This is a genomic window from Aliiroseovarius sp., assembly GCF_965228805.1.
Taxonomy (GTDB): Bacteria; Pseudomonadota; Alphaproteobacteria; order Rhodobacterales; family Rhodobacteraceae; genus JASBTN01.
Genome location: NZ_CBDDIE010000003.1, coordinates 3,254,657 through 3,271,840, shown reverse-complemented (window position 1 = coordinate 3,271,840; position 17,184 = coordinate 3,254,657). Strand labels below are relative to the sequence as shown.

Genomic DNA, 17,184 nt, shown 5'->3' with positions numbered 1-17,184 from the left:
CTCAAGTTGAGAGCTGCGCCCAGGCATCGGCACCGACGCGTTCGCGAAACTCTGCGAGAACCTTGCGGTACTTCTGCCCCCAGACGAACCGCCCGCCACGCAAAACCGGCTTGATCCAGGGCTTCGGCTTGGAGGTCATGTGCAGGATGGCGGGATCGGCTTGTGAGGCGGCAAACTTGGCTCGCAGCTCGGCCGGAATCGCCTTGTGGCTGGCCGACCGGTTCGCCCAGATCGCATTCCACTGCGGATCGAGCCGTTTGGTATGGGCGCCGAACACCGTGTTCAGATAGGACTGGTCGTGATAGAGCAGTCCGTTGTCGCTCCAGAACGTGGTGGCGCGGGTGATATTTGTGAAATCTTCGATCAGACCTTGTTCACGCAGGGCTGGGATATCCACGACCATCATGCCGGCGTTGAAATACCCCTCGGAGGGGGCAATCGCGTCAACCGCGCGCATTTCGACCAGTCGGCGATGCTTGAGTTTGGGGTTGCGCTTGGAACGCCACAGGAGTTTCAGGAAGGCGGCGTCTAGGCAGGCTCCCAGAACGCGGCCATCGAGGTTCTGGTCATAGAGCTCGCCGATGTCGTCACGCACCCAGGTGTCGCCGTCCAGATAGATTGTACGTTTGTCCAGATAGTCAGGCAAAAGAAGACGCGCAAAACCAGCCACCGGATAGCCTATGAAGTCACGCGACAGCGTGTCGGGCAGGGTCATCACTGTGGTCTTGATCTCGGCCCCGGGAAACAGTGCCTGCAGTTTTTCGACCGTGGCGCGCATTTTCGGCACGTCCTCGGTAACAAAGAACTGGACCTCGACATCCTTCGGGCGGTGCTGCAGCAGCGAAAAGACCGAGACCATGGTCGGCAGGGCGAACCCGCCATCAAAGACATAGCTGACGTGAGGCGTCGCGGATGTTTCGGTCATGGGCTGGCCTTTCTCTTAAGCGGATCAGGGGGTGTCGGGCAGGATGAATGTCCTGTCATTCCCACTCGATGGTGCCCGGGGGCTTCGAGGTAATGTCATAGGTGCAGCGGTTGATGCCCTTGACCTCGTTGATGATCCGGGTGGCGGTTTCGCCCAGGAACTCGTGGCTGAACGGGTAATAATCCGCGGTCATGCCATCGACCGAGGTGACCGCGCGCAGGGCACAGGCGTAGTCATAGGTGCGCCCGTCGCCCATCACGCCCACGGTGCGCACCGGCAGGATCGCGACAAAGGCCTGCCAGATATCGTCATAGAGCCCGTGTTTGCGGATCTGGTCGATGTAGACCGCATCGGCCTCGCGCAGGATCTCGAGCTTCTCGCGGGTGATCTCGCCGGGGCAGCGAATGGCCAGACCCGGTCCGGGGAAGGGGTGGCGACCGATGAACGACGCGGGCAGGCCCAGTTCGTGGCCCAGGGCGCGGACCTCGTCCTTGAACAGTTCGCGCAGCGGTTCGACCAGCTTCAGCCCCATCTTTTCGGGCAGACCGCCCACATTGTGGTGCGATTTGATGGTGACCGAGGGGCCGCCCGAGAAGGACACGGATTCGATCACGTCGGGATACAGAGTGCCCTGGGCCAGGAACTCGGCGCCCTCGATGGTGTCGGCGTGTTTCTGGAACACGTCGATGAACAGCTTGCCAATGATCTTGCGTTTGGTTTCCGGGTCCGACTGGCCTTCGAGTTCCCCCAGGAACAGCTCCGATTCATCGGCGTGGATGAGCGGCAGGTTGTAATGTTCGCGAAACATGCCGACGACTTCCTCGGCCTCGTTCTTGCGCAACAGCCCGTGGTCGACGAAGACGCAGGTCAGCTGCTCGCCAATGGCCTCGTGGATCAGGATCGCGGCGACCGAGCTGTCGACTCCGCCGGAGAGCGCACAGATGACCTTCTTGTCGCCGACCTGCTCGCGGATCTTGCGGATCATCTCCTCGCGATAGGCGCCCATGGTCCAGTCGCCCTTGAAACCTGCCAGCTTGACGAAGTTTTCGTAAAGCGTCTTGCCGTTCGGGGTGTGGTGCACTTCGGGGTGGAACTGCACCGCATAGAAATGGCGGTCCATGTCGGCGGTGATCGCGAAAGGCGCGTTGGGGGAGGTGCCATAGACCTCGAACCCCGGGGCGATTTCCGACACGTGGTCGCCGTGGGACATCCAGACCTGCTCGTCCCCATCCAGGAACCAGCCGCGCAGAAGGTCGATGTTGGCGTCCTTCGGCGTGACATAGGCGCGACCGAATTCGGCGGTGCCATGACCGCTTTCAACCTTACCGCCCAGCTGGGTCATCATGACCTGCTGGCCGTAGCAGATGCCCAGGATCGGCAGCCCCATGTCGAACAGCTCCTGCGGCGCGCGCGGGCTGCCCTCGCGGGTCACTGAATCGGGCCCGCCCGACAGGATCACGGCCTTCGGGCCCATCTCGCGGATGAACTCGGCGGTGACGTTCTGATAGGGGTGGATTTCGCAATAGACATTCAGCTCACGCAGGCGGCGCGCAATGAGCTGCGTGACCTGGCTGCCGAAGTCGATGATGAGAAGGCGGTCGTGCGATGTCTGGGTCATGACGGTCGTCTAGGGCAGGGGGCGGCCAAGGTCAATCCGGCGCTGTGTCGGAAATCTTCAAGACCGGATGTGGTGGGCCGTGCGAGGAGGGCGAAGATGCAAAAAAAGGAGAGCAGTGATGATCTTTCGCTACACCATTCTTTATGTTCAGGACGTGACCCGCAGCCTGTCATTTTATGAGCAGGCTCTGGGGCTCAAACGCGGGTTCCTGCATGACAGCGGCGATTACGGTGAACTTGTTACCGGCGGGACCAAGCTGGCCTTTTCCTCACGCACGCTGATGGAAAGCCTGGGCAAATCGCCTGCGCGGCCGGATGCGGCTGCGCCGGTGTTCGAGATTGCGTTTGAAACCGATGACGTGGCGGGAGCGTTTCAGGCTGCCCTGGCCGCCGGGGCCGCCCCGGTGCAGGAGCCGCGCGACGAACCCTGGGGGCAGGTGACGTCCTATGTGGCGGACCCGGATGGCTATCTGGTCGAGATTTGCTCGCCGGTGGCCAATCCGGGCTGAGCGAGCTGCGGGACAAGGCGCGGATCGTCCCGTAGCTGGCGCGGGGTGGCCCCGAAAAACCGGCGTAGGCTGCGGGTCATATGGGCCTGGTCGGCATAGCCGTGATCGGCGGCGGCTTCGGCCAGGTCCTGCCCAAGGCTCACCGCGTGCCCGGAGCGTCGGGCGCGGGCCAGTTGAGACCAGAAGACCGGGCTTGGCAGGTCATGCGCCCGCAACAGGCGTTGCAGGCTGCGTTCGGACAGGCCCAGGTCACGGGCCGCGCCAGCAGTGCCCTGCGACAACCGCGCCAACGCGTCGTACAGGCCGCCATCCTGCGCCGTGGCCTCGCAAATCAGCTCGCTCAGGTCTTCACAGGTGTCGCGACCCGCAAGCGCCTTGCGCAGTTCCCGCAGATTGACTTGGCTACCTGGCCGCAGGCGGTATCCGGTCATGCGCGTGCCTGCGGCAATGAAGGACATGTTCACGCTGATCTGTAGTGGGCTGAGAAACCAGAATGGCCGTGCGTCCGGTGGATCCATTAAAATCACATCCCGACACCCATCCGGCAGGATTGGGACCGGTGCGCCACCTCCGGCCTCATGAGTCCATCGTTCAAGGATCATGTCATGCATGGGGTTTTGTGCTCTGCCCTCAGGACCTTGTAAACCCATGTCCAATGGCTGCAGAGATGACGCTTTTGCTGGTAATGTCGTTTTTGCCCCTCAATGGCCGTTTGCGGCGGGATTTGAGCCCGTTGCCGGGCTATCACAATTGACGAACAGGAAAGTCCCGGAGGATCACGACATGGCCGAAGAACGCACCCGTCGCAGGGCTCGTGGGGGTGGGGGTGCCGCCCGCCGCGCAGAACGCACCGCCGTCAAGATCGAATGCGCCAAGTATATCGAGCGCAACATCCCCAATCTCGAGATCCTGAACCAGGAAGCGATCGAGATCATCGAATACAACGCCGAGACCGTTCTGGAAGAGGTCGGCGTGAACTTTGTCGACAACCCCAAGGCGCTGGAACGCTGGCGTGAGGCCGGGGCTGATGTCGAAGGCGAACGCGTGCGCATTCCGCGCGGCCTGGCCCGCGAGCTGTGCAAGACCGCGCCGAGCCAGTTCACCCAGCACGCGCGTAACCCCGACCGCAATGTTGTCATCGGCGGCAACAACCTGGTGCTGGCGCCGGTCTACGGCCCGCCCTTCGTACGCGACGCCGATGGCGGCCGCCGCTATGCGACGATGGAAGATTTCCGCAAGTTCGTGAAACTGGGCTACATGTCCAAATGGCTGCACCACTCGGGCGGCACCGTGTGCGAACCGACCGACGTGCCAGTGAACAAGCGTCACCTGGACATGCTGCATGCCCACATGACCCTGTCGGACAAGCCCTTCATGGGCTCGGTCACCGCGCCGGAACGCGCGCAGGATTCGGTCGAGATGTGTGAGATCCTGTTCGGCAAGGACTTCGTGCAGGAAAACACCGTGATGACCTCGCTCATCAACATCAACTCGCCGATGCAATATGACGATGTCATGATGGGTGCGCTGGAAGTGTTCGCCGAGAACAACCAGGCCGCCATCATCTCGCCCTTCATCGTTGGCGGCGCCATGGCGCCGGTGTCGGTCGCGGGCACGCTGACCCAGGTGCTGGCCGAGGTGCTGGCAGGCGTGGCCTACAGCCAGCTGATCCGCAAGGGCGCACCGGTGATCGCTGGAACTTTCGTCAGCTCGATCGACATGAACTCGGGTGCGCCGACCTTCGGCACGCCGGAAGCCTCACAGGTCACCTATGGCTGCGGCCAGCTGTTCCGCCGCCTGGGGCTGCCCTATCGTTCAGCGGGCTCGTTCAACGGGTCGAAACTGCCCGATGCGCAGGCCGCCTATGAGACCGCCAACTCCCTGAACGCGGGTCTGCTGTCGGGCGTCAACTTCATGCTGCACTCGGCCGGCTGGCTGGAAGGCGGCCTGGTGTCCTCGTTCGAGAAATTCGTGATGGACGCCGACCAGCTGGGCACGCTGCATCACCTGGCGAAAGGCATCACGGCCGACGAGAACGCCCAGGCGATGGATGCAATCCGCGAAGTGGGCCCGGGCGGCCACTACCTGGGCTGCGCCCATACGCAGGCGAACTTCAAACAGAGCTTCTGGCGCTCGGACCTGTTGGATTACAAGCCGTTTGAGACCTGGGAAGAGGAAGGCGGCCGCGACACCATGCAACTGGCCACCGAACGGGTTGCGAAACTGCTGGGCGACTACCAGCAACCGGCGATGGATCCGGGCATCGCCCAGGGCCTGGCCGACTATATCGCCGCCAAGAAGGAAAGCATGCCGGACGCCTTCTCGTAAGGCGCGTTACTCACGGAGCATGCGGGCAGGGGCCGTCGGAGCGATCCGACGGCCCCTCTGCATATCGGGGTCAGGCGGTGCGGTTCTGGCGCGGCAGCAAGCGCGCTTCGGCCATCAGGGCGATCAAAACCTCGACATGGCGCGCGACCGAATAGCTGGCGTCACCGGCCTTGCGGGTGGCTTCCATGCGGGCTTCTGTCTCGATCAACCCGTCTACCGCCTTGGCAGGCGAAGGCGCGCGGGTCACTTTCATCACGCGTTTCAGATCCCGGTCGCGATTGTAGTCGGTCAGCCCGAAGCGCGCGGCACGGATCAGCAGGCGGGGGCGGCGAAGGTTGGCGAGCAGGGTGGTGATGTCGGTCATGTCGGGCTCCTTTCGATGAGTCGCCCCGAGTATTTGCACAACCTAGAGGGGTGTTGCGTTTTGCAATAGGACCGTACGGTGCCTTTTACGATTGTTGAAGGTTTGGCAACAAAACTGAATTATCGCTGGAAACAATTAACTTTCCAGTAACCAATTCATGCGTAGGGTCAAAAGACCACCTGCAACCATGAGTTGTTCATATCGGAAAGCCTTGTTTCAAAGGGACAGCGAAACGGGGCCAACACGGGGGCAAACATGACGCGCGATGTGTCAAACGGAAAAGGCAACGGCGTTGATCCGTCTTGGTTGCCGGATTCGTTCCGGTTGTATCTGGAACATGTAGAGGGCGGGTTAACCATTCGCGCCCTGGCACGTCAGGAAGGTTGCGCACCGTCAACCGTGTCTCGACAGGTCCAAAAGACCGAAAAGCGCCGCGACGACCCGTTGGTGGACAGTATGCTGACCGACCTCGGGCGATTGCGCCGCAGTCATCCGACAGGGGTAAAATCCGGCAGTAAGGATGCCCGCCCGATGAATGACGAACAGCCTGACGAACAGACCTTGAGGCGCGAGGCGACTCGTGTTCTGCGCGCGCTTTTGGAAGCCGGGGCGGTGATGGCCGTGACCCCGAATGTGGACACCGCCGTCGTGGTGGTCGAGGCCGCCGATGGCCGCCCGGTGATCCGCGCCAAATGTGACCGCGCCGTGGCCCAGGCAATGGCGGTGAAGGAGTGGATCGCTGGCGAAGGCAGTGGCCGCGTTGCCCGCTATCGCATTGCGCCCGCCGGTCGCGTGGTTCTGAACCGTTTCATGGCGGAGGATGAAAGTGCCGCCCTGGGCTTTGCCGAGGCTCCGGCGGGCTTCGACCACGCCCGCCCGGCCCGCGCCGCCACCGGTTTCTTTGGCCGTGGCCACCAATCCAGCCTGGAGGTTCCACGCAAGCGGGGGCAGACCGTCGGCATGGAAAGCCCGCTGCGCGTGCTGGCCCGGCGCAAGGATCAGAAGACCGGGCGCATGTATCTCTCGTCCGATCTGGTTGCCGCAGGGGAGCGCCTGCAACGCGACTTCGAGATGGCTGGCGTCGATGTCTCCGGCGGGTTCGACTGGGACGGTTTGATGGGTGGACAGGGCGGGACAGCGCCGGGAGCTTCGCGCGCGGAGCGGCGCATGGACGCCAAGAGCCGGTTCGAGGCCGCGATGGCCGCCGTGCAGCCGGAACTGGGCGAGGTGCTCCTGCGCGTCTGCTGCCAGGAACATGGCATGGAGCAGGTTGAAAGCGACCTGCAGATGCCGCAGCGTTCGGGCAAATACATGCTGCGCATTGCGTTGCAGTATCTGAACCGCCACTACGGCGCGCAGCCCGGTGACGACCACGATCTGATCTGGTAACTCCTTGATGTGATTGAAAACTGAGCCGGTTCACCCGCCCTGGTGAGTGGCTCAGTTCAGCGTGACCTTGCGCGTGACATCAACGCTGACAAGGTCGAAATCCAGCCGTGGGCAGGTGGCCTTGACCTCGCGCCGGATCAGTTCGGGCTGGGGCACCTGACTGCTCATCGCACGGTAACGTCCGCGAAACCCCAGCGCTTCCAACACCTGCGCCAGGTCCAGGCAGTCGAAGCTGGAACACAGAAGCGGTGAGAGCACGATATCAGGCGTCAGGCTGTCCAGCAGCTCCGCCGTCAGTTCACGAAACTCCACAAAGGTAATGGCGCTGTCCAAGGGCAGCCCGGCACTGTTGCCACCCCATCCGGCCATTTCCCCGACCGCCAGAATCACTGGCTGCCCGTCGCCCCGGCCGTCTGAGGCGTCCTTCAAATCCGTCATCTTCCCCATGGGTGAACGCACCGACATCCCGTATCTCCGCTGTGTCCGGGTCAGGCCGAACCGGCCGAACTCATCCATGTATCACAAAGCAATCATACACAATTATAGGAAGAGTTATCCGGTTTGCAATTCCCCCTGTAGGTAAAATGCTCTGTGCGTGGCGGGGTTTACAGGGCCTATCGCCTGCAGGACACTGCGCCGGATTCGCCCTTGATCCCGTCTTATCCCGCGCAGGAGATCCCCCGATGACGCCCGCAGATTTCGTCCAGACGGTGCCCGTGCCGCTGGTGCATATTCGTCGCGACGCCCGGATCGGGGCGATGAACGCACGGGCTGCCCAGCTGTTCGGTGTGGGTCTGGTTGGCCGCCACTATATCACCGCGCTGCGCCAACCGGCCCTTTTGGAAGCAATCGAAAGCGCCCAGGGTCAATCCCCTGGCGAAACCGCCCCCACTTCGGCCCGCTATCTCGGGCAGGAGGCCGGGCGCGAGCTGGTCTTTACCGCGACGGTCACGCCACTGTCGGGTGACGAGGGGCTGCTGGTCGCCTTCGAGGATGTCACGCCCTATGAGGAGGCCGGGCAGATGCGCTCGGATTTCGTGGCCAATGTCAGCCACGAGCTGCGCACGCCGCTGACGGCCCTGTCAGGATTCATCGAAACGCTGCGTGGGCCCGCGCGCGACGATCCGGAAGCGCGCGACCGGTTTCTGGACATCATGGAACGGGAAGCGGCGCGCATGAACAGGCTGGTGCAGGACCTGCTCAGTCTCAGCCGGGTCGAGGATATCGAACGCATGCGCCCCACAGACCGAGTGGATGTGGCGCAGATCGTGACCTCGGTGGCAATCGGGCTCGGCCCTCTGGCCGAAGGACGCGGCGTGCGGCTGTTGACCGCCGGATGCGACGCCCCGGCCGAGTTGCCTGGAGATGCCGATCAGCTGACCCAGGTTTTCACCAACCTGATCGAGAACGGGATCAAATATGGCCGGGAAGGGGGGAGCGTGACCGTGACCCTGACCCGCCACGAAACCCTGGCCGCCCTGCGTGGTCCCGGCGTGACCATCGAAGTGGCGGATGAAGGCGAGGGGATCAGCCAGCATCACCTGGCACGTCTGACCGAACGGTTCTACCGCGTCGACAATCACCGCTCGCGCGGGATGGGCGGCACCGGGTTGGGGCTTGCCATCGTCAAACATATCGTCAATCGCCATCGCGGTCGTCTGCGCATTACCTCGGAACAAGGACAGGGCAGCCGATTCACTGTCTCCCTGCCCATGAACTCCGCCCGCGTCGCTTAGGCGCAGGTAAAATCATTGTTTTTTTAACGACCTCCATGCAAGGGTCCGGTATTCTTATCCGGGGTTTTTCCATGCACCTTCTGAACAGCCGATTGCTCGAGTTCACACGCAGCTCGCCGGATGCCGCCCTTGGGGCCAATGACCGCTTTGCCATTTTCGTGGCTACGACCGGTGCTCTTGTGATGTTCAGCTTTGCCTTGGGCCATGTCCTGTCGGGCAGAACGACATTGGCTCTGCTTTCTGCGCTGCCCGGGGTGATGCTGATCCTCAACATTCGGTCCCATCTACGCGCACGGCGTTGGCCCGCGCCGCCTTACATGATCATGACAAGCTTTGCGGTGCTGCACACGGTCGAGATATGGACCTTCGGGCTGGTGAACCTGCTTTGGGTCTTTCCGACCGTCATCGCAGGAGCGCTTCTGTCGCCCGGCTGGGCTGCTGGGATTTATGCCTTGGGCATGCTGATGTCCGGCTGCGCCTTGGCCTGGACGCTCGGTGACCTGTCGCTGATGTGGCAATTCGGCCTGGCGCTGATCCTGACCTGGTCTTTCATGCAGGCCGGTGTCGCCGTCGTCGCCAATCTGCGCCGAAAGCTCGAGGAGGCCAGCGCACGAGATGCGCTGACCGGGCTGTTCAACCGACGCAGTTTCGATACAGACCTCGAAACCGCACTGAACCGCACCGGAGGGGCAGCGCTGCTGCTGGTGGATATTGACCGATTCAAACATATCAATGACCGGTCCGGTCATGTTGGCGGGGATGAAACCTTGAAGGCGTTGGCTGGGTTGCTGACAAGCAACTGTCCAACGGGGGGACGGGTTTTCCGGCTGGGCGGTGATGAGTTTGCCATATTGCTGCCGGGACCGGATGCAGGCCAGGCGGGGGAGCTTGCACGCTCCCTCCCACCACGTATCTGCGGAGCGCTGGGGGTTACCGCCTCGATCGGTGCATTGCATGCGGGAGGCGGACGTGATGCCGACTCGGTCTATGCAGAGGCCGATGCGCTCCTGTATCAGGCAAAGGCCGAGGGGCGGGATCGCAGCGTCTTTCTCGCCTCTGCCTAGTTGCGAAGCCTGAATAGTCCCGCATAGGTAGATCGCTAGCTCAGCGAAACCCTGATTTCCCGCGATCCAACCCGCTTTGTCACACAGCTGTTACAAAACTTACACAAAAGCTTTGATCAACCGCCCTAGGACGCCTGCACAAGGTCGTCACGACGACGATCATGTCACCCAATCAGGAGATACCCATGTCCTTCGTGAAACTGACCGCCTCTGCCGTGGCGATCGCTGCCGTTTCCGCCACCGCCGCTACCGCCCGTGACCAGGTGCAGGTTGCCGGTTCCTCGACCGTTCTGCCCTACGCGTCGATCGTCGCCGAAGCCTTCGGTGAAAACTTCGACTTCCCGACCCCCGTTGTTGAATCGGGTGGCTCCTCGGCCGGCCTGAAGCGCTTCTGTGAAGGCGTCGGCGAGAACACCATCGACGTGGCCAACGCTTCGCGCGCCATCAAGGACAAGGAAATCGCCGCCTGTGCCGAAAACGGCGTGACCGACATCATCGAAGTGCGCATCGGCTACGATGGCATCGTCTTCGCCTCGGACATCGCCGGCGAGACCTTCGAATTCACCCCGACCGACTGGTTCCTGGCCCTGTCGGACAAGATCCTGGTTGACGGCAACCTGGTCGACAACCCGAACAAGACCTGGGCCGACGTGAACCCGGCCTTCCCGGCGCAGGCCCTGGCCGCTTTCGTTCCGGGCACCAAGCACGGCACCCGCGAAGTGTTCGAAGACAAGGTGATCCTGGCTGGCTGTGAAGCCACCGGCGCCTATGACGCCTTCCTGGCGATGGCCGAAGGCGACACCGACAAGGCCCGCGGCAAGGCCGCCGAGAAAGCCTGTATTGCCCTGCGCACCGACGGCGTGTCGGTCGACATCGACGGCGACTACACCGAGACCCTGGCCTCGATCGAAGCCAACAAGGACGGTATCGGCGTCTTCGGCCTGGCCTTCTACGAAAACAACACCGACAAGCTGCAGGTTGCCACCATGTCGGGCGTGACCCCCTCGACCGAGACCATCGCCACCGGCGAATACCCGGTCTCGCGTCCGCTGTTCTTCTACGTCAAGGCCGCCCACATCGGCGTCGTGCCGGGCCTGAAGGAATACGCCGAGTTCTTCGTCGCTGACGAGATCGCCGGCCCCGACGGTCCGCTGTCGGAATACGGCCTGGTGTCGGATCCGGAACTGGCTGCCACCCAGGCTGCCGTGGCCGCCGAAGAGACCAAATAAACCCTTTCGGATGGCGCGGGACCGCTCGCGCCATCCACCCCTTCTTCCCTTCGACCAAGCGAGCACCTCATGTCAGCTTCCTGGCTCCTGATCCTCCTCCTTGTCCTTGCCGGACTGGGGTTCTTCCTTGGCCGAAGTCGCGCCCTGGCCAGCGCCGACGGCGATGTGCGCAAGCTCCATTCGCTGCCCAATTACTACGGTTTCAACGTGTCCATGCTGGCCTTCGTGCCGGCCGTTCTGCTCTTGGGGATCTGGGTTGTGGCCCAGCCGATGGTGATCGACTCCCGGGCTTCGGGCGAGATCCCGGCGAGCATGTTTGCCGATGACGGCGAGCTGAACCTGATCATGTCCGACGTGCGCCGTGTCGCCGAAGGGCTGGACCTGGCCGTGGGGCAGGGGGCGCTGAGCGCCGCTGACGCCCGCGCCCTGGACACCACAACCACCGACTTGCGCGAACTTCTGGGCGGTGTCGGCGTGGCCCTGGGCAGCGAGGTCGCGCCCGAGGTGCTGGCCGCCGCGCAGAAGATGCGCACCATGACGGGCACTGGCAACTGGGTCATGACTGCGCTGGTGCTGGCCGCCGGTCTGGCTGGTTTCATCACCGCCGTGCGCATGACATCGGCCACGCTGCGGGCACGCAATCTGGTGGAAAGCGGCATCCTGACCCTGCTGATCGGGGCGGCGACCATCGCCATCCTGACCACGGTCGGTATCGTGCTGTCGCTGATCTTCAACACGGTGAACTTCTTCGGCCTGTTCCCGGCGGGCGATTTCCTGTTCGGTACGACCTGGAGCCCGGAAGGGCGCGGCGGCTCGGAACACCTGGGCATCCTGCCGCTGCTTTGGGGCACGATCTATATCTCGATCATCGCGCTCATGGTGGCGGTACCGATCGGCCTTTTTGCCGCCGTCTACCTGTCGGAATACGCCAGCCGCGCCACCCGGGCCTTCGCGAAACCGCTCTTGGAGGTGCTCGCGGGCATTCCCACCATCGTCTACGGCCTCTTTGCCCTGACCATTGTCGGCCCGATGCTGGTCGGTGTCTTCGGCGCCGATGGGCTGGGCTGGATGCAGGGCACGCGCTCGGTCATGACTGCCGGTCTGGTCATGGGCATCATGCTCATTCCCTTCGTTTCTTCGTTGTCTGACGACATCATCAACGCGGTGCCGCAGGCGATGCGCGACGGCTCCTACGGCCTCGGTGCGACGCAGTCCGAGACCGTGCGCCAGGTGGTGCTGCCCGCCGCCCTGCCGGGCATTGTCGGCGCGATCCTTCTGGCCGCCTCGCGTGCCATCGGCGAGACCATGATCGTCGTGCTGGGGGCAGGGGCCGCAGCGCGGCTTGACCTGAACCCCTTCGCCGCCATGACCACCGTCACCGCCAAGATCGTCAGCCAGCTGACCGGCGACAGCGACTTTGCCTCGCCCGAGGCGCTGGTGGCCTTTGCCCTGGGCATGACCCTGTTCACCCTGACCCTCGGCCTCAATGTCCTCGCGCTCTACATCGTGCGCAAATACCGGGAGCAATACGAATGAGCGACGCAAGCCTTCCCAACGCGGCGCCCGCGCCCGCGACCACGCCCAAGTCGTCCCTGCTGACGGTAGACGCGCGCACCAAGCGCCGCAATGCCGCCGAAGGCCGCTTTCGTGCCTATGGCATCATCGCCATCGCGACGGGCCTGGTGTTCCTGGTGCTGCTTCTGGGCTCGATCATCTTCAAGGGTGTCGGCGCCTTCCAACAGACTTTCATCACGCTCGACGTGGAGCTTCTGGAAGCCAAGCTCGACAAGAACGGCAACCGCGATCCCGAGGAAATGGCCAAGGTCACCACCTTCGGTTACAACCCGCTGCTGGACGCCGCGATCAAGCGTGCGGCCGAGGACGCCGGTGTCGAAAACCCGTTCACCAAGGGCAAGGACCTGCGCAAACTGTTGAGCGCCGGGGCCGCCAACCAGGTGCGCAGCTACGTCCTGGCAAACCCGGACATGATTGGCGAGACCGTGACCTTCCGCCTGCTGGCCTCGTCTCGTGTGGACGGCTATTTCAAGGACCGCGTAAGCCGCGAAAGCCTGGCCCGCGACAAGAACCTGACGCCGGTGCACCTGGACATGGTTGATGGTTTGCGCGATGCGGGCGTGGTCGCCAAGCGCTTCAACCTGGGTTTCATCACCGGCGCTGATGCCTCGGAAAGCCGTCCGGAACAGGCCGGGATCGGTGTGTCGATGCTGGGCTCGTTCTTCATGATGCTGGTGGTGCTGGCCCTGTCGCTGCCCATCGGTGTGGCGGCCTCGATCTACCTTGAAGAATTCGCCAAGCAGAACTGGTTCACCGACCTCATTGAAGTGAACATCTCGAACCTGGCCGCCGTGCCGTCGATCGTCTTCGGTATCCTGGGCCTGGCCGTGTTTATCCAGTTCGCCCACCTGCCGCAGTCGGCGCCGCTGGTCGGTGGCCTGGTGCTGACGCTGATGACCCTGCCGACCATCATCATCTCGACCCGTGCTTCGTTGAAATCGGTGCCGCCGTCGATCCGTGAGGCCGCCCTGGGCGTGGGCGCCTCGAAGATGCAAACCGTGTTCCACCACGTGCTGCCGCTGGCGATGCCCGGCATCCTGACTGGCACCATCATTGGCCTCGCGCAGGCCCTGGGCGAAACCGCGCCGCTTCTGCTGATCGGCATGGTCGGCTACATCGCATCGAACTATCCCGGCGGTATCATCGAGGGGTTCATGTCCCCGAACTCCGCCATGCCGGCACAGATCTACGAATGGGCCAAGCGGGCCGATCCCGCCTATTACGAACGCGCCTGGGGCGGTATCATCATCCTGCTGCTGTTCCTCATGACCATGAACATCATCGCCGTGATCCTGCGCCGCAGGTTCGAGCGCCGCTGGTAAGGAGCCGCCACCATGACGCATATGAGCAAAATCGAAAGGGCCGCCAACATGCACGATACCAAGATCCTGGCCAAGGACGTGCAGGTCTTCTACGGCGAGAACCACGCGATCAAGGACGTCAATGTCGAGATCGAGGACAAGACCGTGACCGCCTTCATCGGACCGTCGGGCTGCGGCAAGTCGACTTTCCTGCGCTGCCTGAACCGGATGAACGACACGATCGACATCTGCAAGGTCGAGGGCGATATCCTGCTGGATGGCGAGGATATCTATGACAAGCGCGTCGACCCGGTGCAGTTGCGCGCCAAGGTGGGCATGGTGTTCCAGAAACCGAATCCGTTCCCCAAGTCGATCTATGACAACGTGGCCTATGGGCCGCGTATCCACGGCCTTGCGAAGAACAAGGCGGAACTGGATGAAATCGTTGAGAAATCTCTTCGCCGTGGTGCGATCTGGGATGAGGTCAAGGACCGCCTGGACGCGCCGGGCACCGGCCTGTCGGGCGGTCAGCAGCAGCGCCTGTGCATCGCCCGCGCCGTGGCGACCGAGCCCGAGGTTCTGTTGATGGACGAGCCCTGTTCGGCGCTCGACCCGATCGCGACGGCGCAGGTCGAGGAGCTGATTGACGAATTGCGCCAGCGCTACTCGGTCGTGATCGTCACCCACTCGATGCAACAGGCCGCGCGGGTCAGCCAGAAGACCGCCTTCTTCCACCTGGGCAACCTGGTCGAATTCGGCGAGACCTCGCAGATCTTTACCAACCCGCAGGATCCGCGCACCGAAAGCTATATCACCGGCCGGATCGGCTGAGGCAGGAGAGCACAGAACAATGATGGACGAGCAACATATCGCATCCGCCTTCGACCGCGACCTGGAGGCAATCCAGGCCCATGTGATGAAGATGGGTGGCCTGGTCGAAGACGCGATCCGCAACGGGGCCAAGTCGCTGAAACGCCGCGACGAGGAGCTTGCTGAACAGGTGCGCGCCGCCGACAAGGCCATCGACGCGCTGGAAGAGCAGATCAATCAGGAAAGCGCGCTGCTGCTGGCCCTGCGCCAGCCCGCCGCCTCGGACCTGCGCACGGTGCTGACGGTGATGAAGATTGCCGGCAACCTGGAACGGGTCGGCGACTATGCCAAGAACATGGCGAAACGCACCACGGTGCTGGTGCACATGCAGCCCATCGACGGGGCCGGCGGCGCCATCCGCCGCATGGCCAAGGAAGTGCAGTTGATGCTGTCCGATGCGCTGGACGCCTATATGCGCCGAGACCTGGACATGGCCCATGACGTGCGTCAGCGCGACCTGGAAGTCGACCAGATGTACAACGCACTGTTCCGCGAATTCCTGACCTTCATGATGGAAGACCCGCGCAATATCACCGCCTGCATGCATCTGCATTTCATCGCCAAGAACATTGAACGCATGGGCGACCATGTGACGGCGATTGCCGATCAGGTGATCTACCTGGTGTCCGGCGAGCTGCCCGACGAGGCGCGCCCCAAGGCGACCGCGGCGAACTACGACCTCGCCGAGCTGGTCGATGTCGAGGATACGGACGACTGACATGAGTGCCGAAACGCCCACCGTTCTTCTGGTCGAGGATGAGCCTGCCCAACGAGAGATCCTGCGCTACAATCTGGCCTCGGAAGGCTATGAGGTGGCGATGGCCGAGAACGGCGATGACGCCCTGATCCTGGTCGAGGAGGTCATGCCCGACCTGATCTTGCTGGACTGGATGCTGCCTGGTGTCTCGGGGATCGAGATTTGCCGCCGCGTGAAGACCCGCAAGGAGACCCGCGCGATCCCGGTGATCATGCTTTCGGCACGCTCCGAGGAACTGGATCGCGTACGCGGCCTGGAAACCGGGGCGGATGACTATGTGGTCAAGCCGTTCTCGGTCAGCGAGCTGATGGCGCGAATCCGCACTCAACTGCGCCGCACCCGCCCGGCTGCGGTCGGCCAGCGCCTGGAGTTCGAAGACATCGTTCTGGACGGCGAAAGCCATCGGGTGACCCGTGGCGGCGAGGCGATCAAGTTGGGTCCGACCGAGTTCCGCTTGCTGACGACCCTGATGGAGAAACCCGGCCGCGTCTGGTCGCGAGAACAGCTTCTGGACCGGGTCTGGGGGCGCGACGTCTATGTCGACACGCGCACCGTGGACGTGCATGTGGGTCGCCTGCGCAAGGCGCTGTGCAAGCACGGCGGCGAAGACCCGCTACGCACCGTGCGTGGCACGGGCTACGCCCTGGGATAGGGCAAGGCTTCAGGGGCGACAGCTATGCGCTGCGCCCCATTTCGCACCCGTAACTTGCACGAAACACAAGAGGCAGGGGGCGGCGTTGTCTACTCGGGTACATAGCGCGGATAGGTCACCTTGCTGGCCCGGGCGAATGTCAGGTTGATCTCGACCGTGGCGAAGGGGCTGTCTTTGTCCGTCGTCGCCAGGACCTCCCCCTCGGGATCAACCACCCAGCCCAGTCCGCCAGCGTTGACCGCCTCGCCGGGGGGCGCCCACAGGTTCGACGACAGGCAATAGGCGCCCGAGCAAACTGCCGCGGCCTGCCCACCGGCCAGCCATTTCTGGACCGACCCATGCGGGGTCGCACGTGGAACGCACAGAAGATCGACCCGCGACGCCGCATAGTGACGCGCCCATTCAAAAAACCACATCTCCGTGCAGATCTGCACCCCGATCCGCGCCCCAAGCGCACGTGCCATGTCGAACTGTTTGGGACCGCGATCATACCAGCTGTGCTCCCAGTACCCCTCCTCATCAGGCAGGTAGTATTTCTGGTGCACCGGCGTGGGGGCGGGGGTCTCGCGGGTCCACAGAAATGCCTCGTTCCTGCGGCTGCCCTGGGCGGTGACAATCGGGCGGGTGCCCATCACGGCCTTGGCTCCCAGCTGATCCAGCGCGGCAATGTGACGGTCATGCGCCGCGACGGCCTTTTCCCAGGCTTCCTGCGAGGTGACCGGATTTGCCGCCAGCCACTCGGCAAAGCACATTTCGGGTAGGAGCACGAAATCGCTGCCCTCTGCAGCAGCATGCGCCTGCAGACCGGCAAGGCTGTCCTCCAGATGGCCCGCGCGCGGGTCCAACTGGCATACGGTGACTTTCATTG

The 17,184-nt window shown here is 63.1% G+C and carries 17 protein-coding genes; 11 read left to right on the top strand and 6 right to left on the bottom strand.

Annotated elements, in window-relative coordinates:
• Window position 1 precedes the first annotated feature (1 nt).
• Both ACO07D_RS17185 and guaA read right to left on the bottom strand, forming a co-directional pair.
• A complete protein-coding gene (locus ACO07D_RS17185; RefSeq protein ID WP_421704154.1) occupies window positions 2-925 on the bottom strand; it encodes a glycosyltransferase family 8 protein in 924 nt (307 codons plus the stop codon).
• A gap of 55 nt (window positions 926-980) precedes the next feature.
• Window positions 981-2,543, bottom strand: a complete 1,563-nt coding sequence (gene guaA / locus ACO07D_RS17180) for a glutamine-hydrolyzing GMP synthase (RefSeq protein WP_421704153.1) — start codon at window positions 2,541-2,543, stop codon at window positions 981-983.
• A 118-nt stretch (window positions 2,544-2,661) separates the two neighbouring features.
• On the opposite strand from guaA, the gene ACO07D_RS17175 reads away from it, so the two are divergent.
• A complete protein-coding gene (locus ACO07D_RS17175) occupies window positions 2,662-3,051 on the top strand; it encodes a VOC family protein (protein WP_421704152.1) in 390 nt (129 codons plus the stop codon).
• On the opposite strand, the gene ACO07D_RS17170 is transcribed toward ACO07D_RS17175, so the two are convergent.
• Window positions 3,009-3,509, bottom strand: coding sequence for a helix-turn-helix domain-containing protein (locus ACO07D_RS17170; protein ID WP_421704151.1), 501 nt, complete (start codon window positions 3,507-3,509; stop codon window positions 3,009-3,011). The genes ACO07D_RS17175 and ACO07D_RS17170 overlap by 43 nt on opposite strands.
• Before the next feature lie 325 nt (window positions 3,510-3,834).
• Here ACO07D_RS17170 and ACO07D_RS17165 point away from each other — a divergent pair, with 325 nt between their 5' ends.
• Entirely contained in the window at window positions 3,835-5,379 is a 1,545-nt protein-coding gene (locus tag ACO07D_RS17165; protein WP_421704150.1) for a trimethylamine methyltransferase family protein, read from the top strand.
• A gap of 70 nt (window positions 5,380-5,449) precedes the next feature.
• Here ACO07D_RS17165 and ACO07D_RS17160 read toward each other — a convergent pair whose 3' ends face one another.
• Window positions 5,450-5,743 carry a DUF6477 family protein gene (locus ACO07D_RS17160; protein WP_421704149.1) on the bottom strand — a complete coding sequence of 98 codons (294 nt, stop codon included), beginning with the start codon at window positions 5,741-5,743 and terminating at the stop codon, window positions 5,450-5,452.
• A gap of 399 nt (window positions 5,744-6,142) precedes the next feature.
• On the opposite strand from ACO07D_RS17160, the gene ACO07D_RS17155 reads away from it, so the two are divergent.
• Entirely contained in the window at window positions 6,143-7,132 is a 990-nt protein-coding gene (locus ACO07D_RS17155; RefSeq protein ID WP_421704148.1) for a DUF6456 domain-containing protein, read from the top strand.
• 51 nt (window positions 7,133-7,183) lie between these two features.
• Here ACO07D_RS17155 and ACO07D_RS17150 read toward each other — a convergent pair whose 3' ends face one another.
• The gene (locus tag ACO07D_RS17150; RefSeq protein WP_421704147.1) at window positions 7,184-7,570 is read right to left on the bottom strand and encodes a hypothetical protein; all 387 of its coding nucleotides are present in this window, start codon (window positions 7,568-7,570) and stop codon (window positions 7,184-7,186) included.
• Between the two features lie 245 nt (window positions 7,571-7,815).
• Here ACO07D_RS17150 and ACO07D_RS17145 point away from each other — a divergent pair, with 245 nt between their 5' ends.
• The 8 genes from ACO07D_RS17145 to phoB all read left to right on the top strand — a co-directional run bounded on the left by ACO07D_RS17145 (window position 7,816) and on the right by phoB (window position 16,316).
• On the top strand, window positions 7,816-8,868 hold the full coding sequence (locus ACO07D_RS17145) for a sensor histidine kinase (protein ID WP_421704146.1): 1,053 nt from the start codon (window positions 7,816-7,818) through the stop codon (window positions 8,866-8,868).
• Between the two features lie 71 nt (window positions 8,869-8,939).
• Entirely contained in the window at window positions 8,940-9,932 is a 993-nt protein-coding gene (locus ACO07D_RS17140) for a diguanylate cyclase domain-containing protein (protein WP_421704145.1), read from the top strand.
• 185 nt (window positions 9,933-10,117) lie between these two features.
• Window positions 10,118-11,161 (top strand): substrate-binding domain-containing protein, encoded by a 1,044-nt coding sequence (locus ACO07D_RS17135; protein WP_421704144.1) that lies wholly within the window; start codon window positions 10,118-10,120, stop codon window positions 11,159-11,161.
• Between the two features lie 69 nt (window positions 11,162-11,230).
• The gene (pstC, locus tag ACO07D_RS17130; RefSeq protein ID WP_421704143.1) at window positions 11,231-12,697 is read left to right on the top strand and encodes a phosphate ABC transporter permease subunit PstC; all 1,467 of its coding nucleotides are present in this window, start codon (window positions 11,231-11,233) and stop codon (window positions 12,695-12,697) included.
• Window positions 12,694-14,058, top strand: coding sequence for a phosphate ABC transporter permease PstA (gene pstA / locus ACO07D_RS17125; protein WP_421704142.1), 1,365 nt, complete (start codon window positions 12,694-12,696; stop codon window positions 14,056-14,058). The genes pstC and pstA overlap by 4 nt, the downstream gene beginning before the upstream one ends.
• Before the next feature lie 21 nt (window positions 14,059-14,079).
• Entirely contained in the window at window positions 14,080-14,868 is a 789-nt protein-coding gene (gene pstB / locus ACO07D_RS17120) for a phosphate ABC transporter ATP-binding protein PstB (RefSeq protein ID WP_421705061.1), read from the top strand.
• A 22-nt stretch (window positions 14,869-14,890) separates the two neighbouring features.
• Window positions 14,891-15,625 carry a phosphate signaling complex protein PhoU gene (gene phoU, locus ACO07D_RS17115; protein WP_421705060.1) on the top strand — a complete coding sequence of 245 codons (735 nt, stop codon included), beginning with the start codon at window positions 14,891-14,893 and terminating at the stop codon, window positions 15,623-15,625.
• A 1-nt stretch (window position 15,626) separates the two neighbouring features.
• Window positions 15,627-16,316, top strand: coding sequence for a phosphate regulon transcriptional regulator PhoB (phoB, locus tag ACO07D_RS17110; protein ID WP_421704141.1), 690 nt, complete (start codon window positions 15,627-15,629; stop codon window positions 16,314-16,316).
• Between the two features lie 89 nt (window positions 16,317-16,405).
• Here the strand turns inward: phoB and ACO07D_RS17105 are convergent, their stop codons facing one another.
• Entirely contained in the window at window positions 16,406-17,182 is a 777-nt protein-coding gene (locus tag ACO07D_RS17105) for a carbon-nitrogen hydrolase family protein (RefSeq protein ID WP_421704140.1), read from the bottom strand.
• Window positions 17,183-17,184: the final 2 nt, after the last annotated feature.

What these genes read in the sequence shown, in the direction of transcription:
- ACO07D_RS17105 (WP_421704140.1), bottom strand. Translation starts at nt 17,182, where the DNA reads ATGAAAGTCACCGTATGCCAGTTGGACCCGCGCGCGGGCCATCTGGAG.
- ACO07D_RS17160 (WP_421704149.1), bottom strand. Translation starts at nt 5,743, where the DNA reads ATGACCGACATCACCACCCTGCTCGCCAACCTTCGCCGCCCCCGCCTG.
- pstA (WP_421704142.1), top strand. Translation starts at nt 12,694, where the DNA reads ATGAGCGACGCAAGCCTTCCCAACGCGGCGCCCGCGCCCGCGACCACG.
- guaA (WP_421704153.1), bottom strand. Translation starts at nt 2,543, where the DNA reads ATGACCCAGACATCGCACGACCGCCTTCTCATCATCGACTTCGGCAGC.
- ACO07D_RS17165 (WP_421704150.1), top strand. Translation starts at nt 3,835, where the DNA reads ATGGCCGAAGAACGCACCCGTCGCAGGGCTCGTGGGGGTGGGGGTGCC.
- ACO07D_RS17145 (WP_421704146.1), top strand. Translation starts at nt 7,816, where the DNA reads ATGACGCCCGCAGATTTCGTCCAGACGGTGCCCGTGCCGCTGGTGCAT.
- ACO07D_RS17185 (WP_421704154.1), bottom strand. Translation starts at nt 925, where the DNA reads ATGACCGAAACATCCGCGACGCCTCACGTCAGCTATGTCTTTGATGGC.
- pstC (WP_421704143.1), top strand. Translation starts at nt 11,231, where the DNA reads ATGTCAGCTTCCTGGCTCCTGATCCTCCTCCTTGTCCTTGCCGGACTG.
- ACO07D_RS17135 (WP_421704144.1), top strand. Translation starts at nt 10,118, where the DNA reads ATGTCCTTCGTGAAACTGACCGCCTCTGCCGTGGCGATCGCTGCCGTT.
- phoB (WP_421704141.1), top strand. Translation starts at nt 15,627, where the DNA reads ATGAGTGCCGAAACGCCCACCGTTCTTCTGGTCGAGGATGAGCCTGCC.
- ACO07D_RS17170 (WP_421704151.1), bottom strand. Translation starts at nt 3,509, where the DNA reads ATGTCCTTCATTGCCGCAGGCACGCGCATGACCGGATACCGCCTGCGG.
- ACO07D_RS17150 (WP_421704147.1), bottom strand. Translation starts at nt 7,570, where the DNA reads ATGACGGATTTGAAGGACGCCTCAGACGGCCGGGGCGACGGGCAGCCA.
- pstB (WP_421705061.1), top strand. Translation starts at nt 14,080, where the DNA reads ATGAGCAAAATCGAAAGGGCCGCCAACATGCACGATACCAAGATCCTG.
- phoU (WP_421705060.1), top strand. Translation starts at nt 14,891, where the DNA reads ATGGACGAGCAACATATCGCATCCGCCTTCGACCGCGACCTGGAGGCA.
- ACO07D_RS17140 (WP_421704145.1), top strand. Translation starts at nt 8,940, where the DNA reads ATGCACCTTCTGAACAGCCGATTGCTCGAGTTCACACGCAGCTCGCCG.
- ACO07D_RS17175 (WP_421704152.1), top strand. Translation starts at nt 2,662, where the DNA reads ATGATCTTTCGCTACACCATTCTTTATGTTCAGGACGTGACCCGCAGC.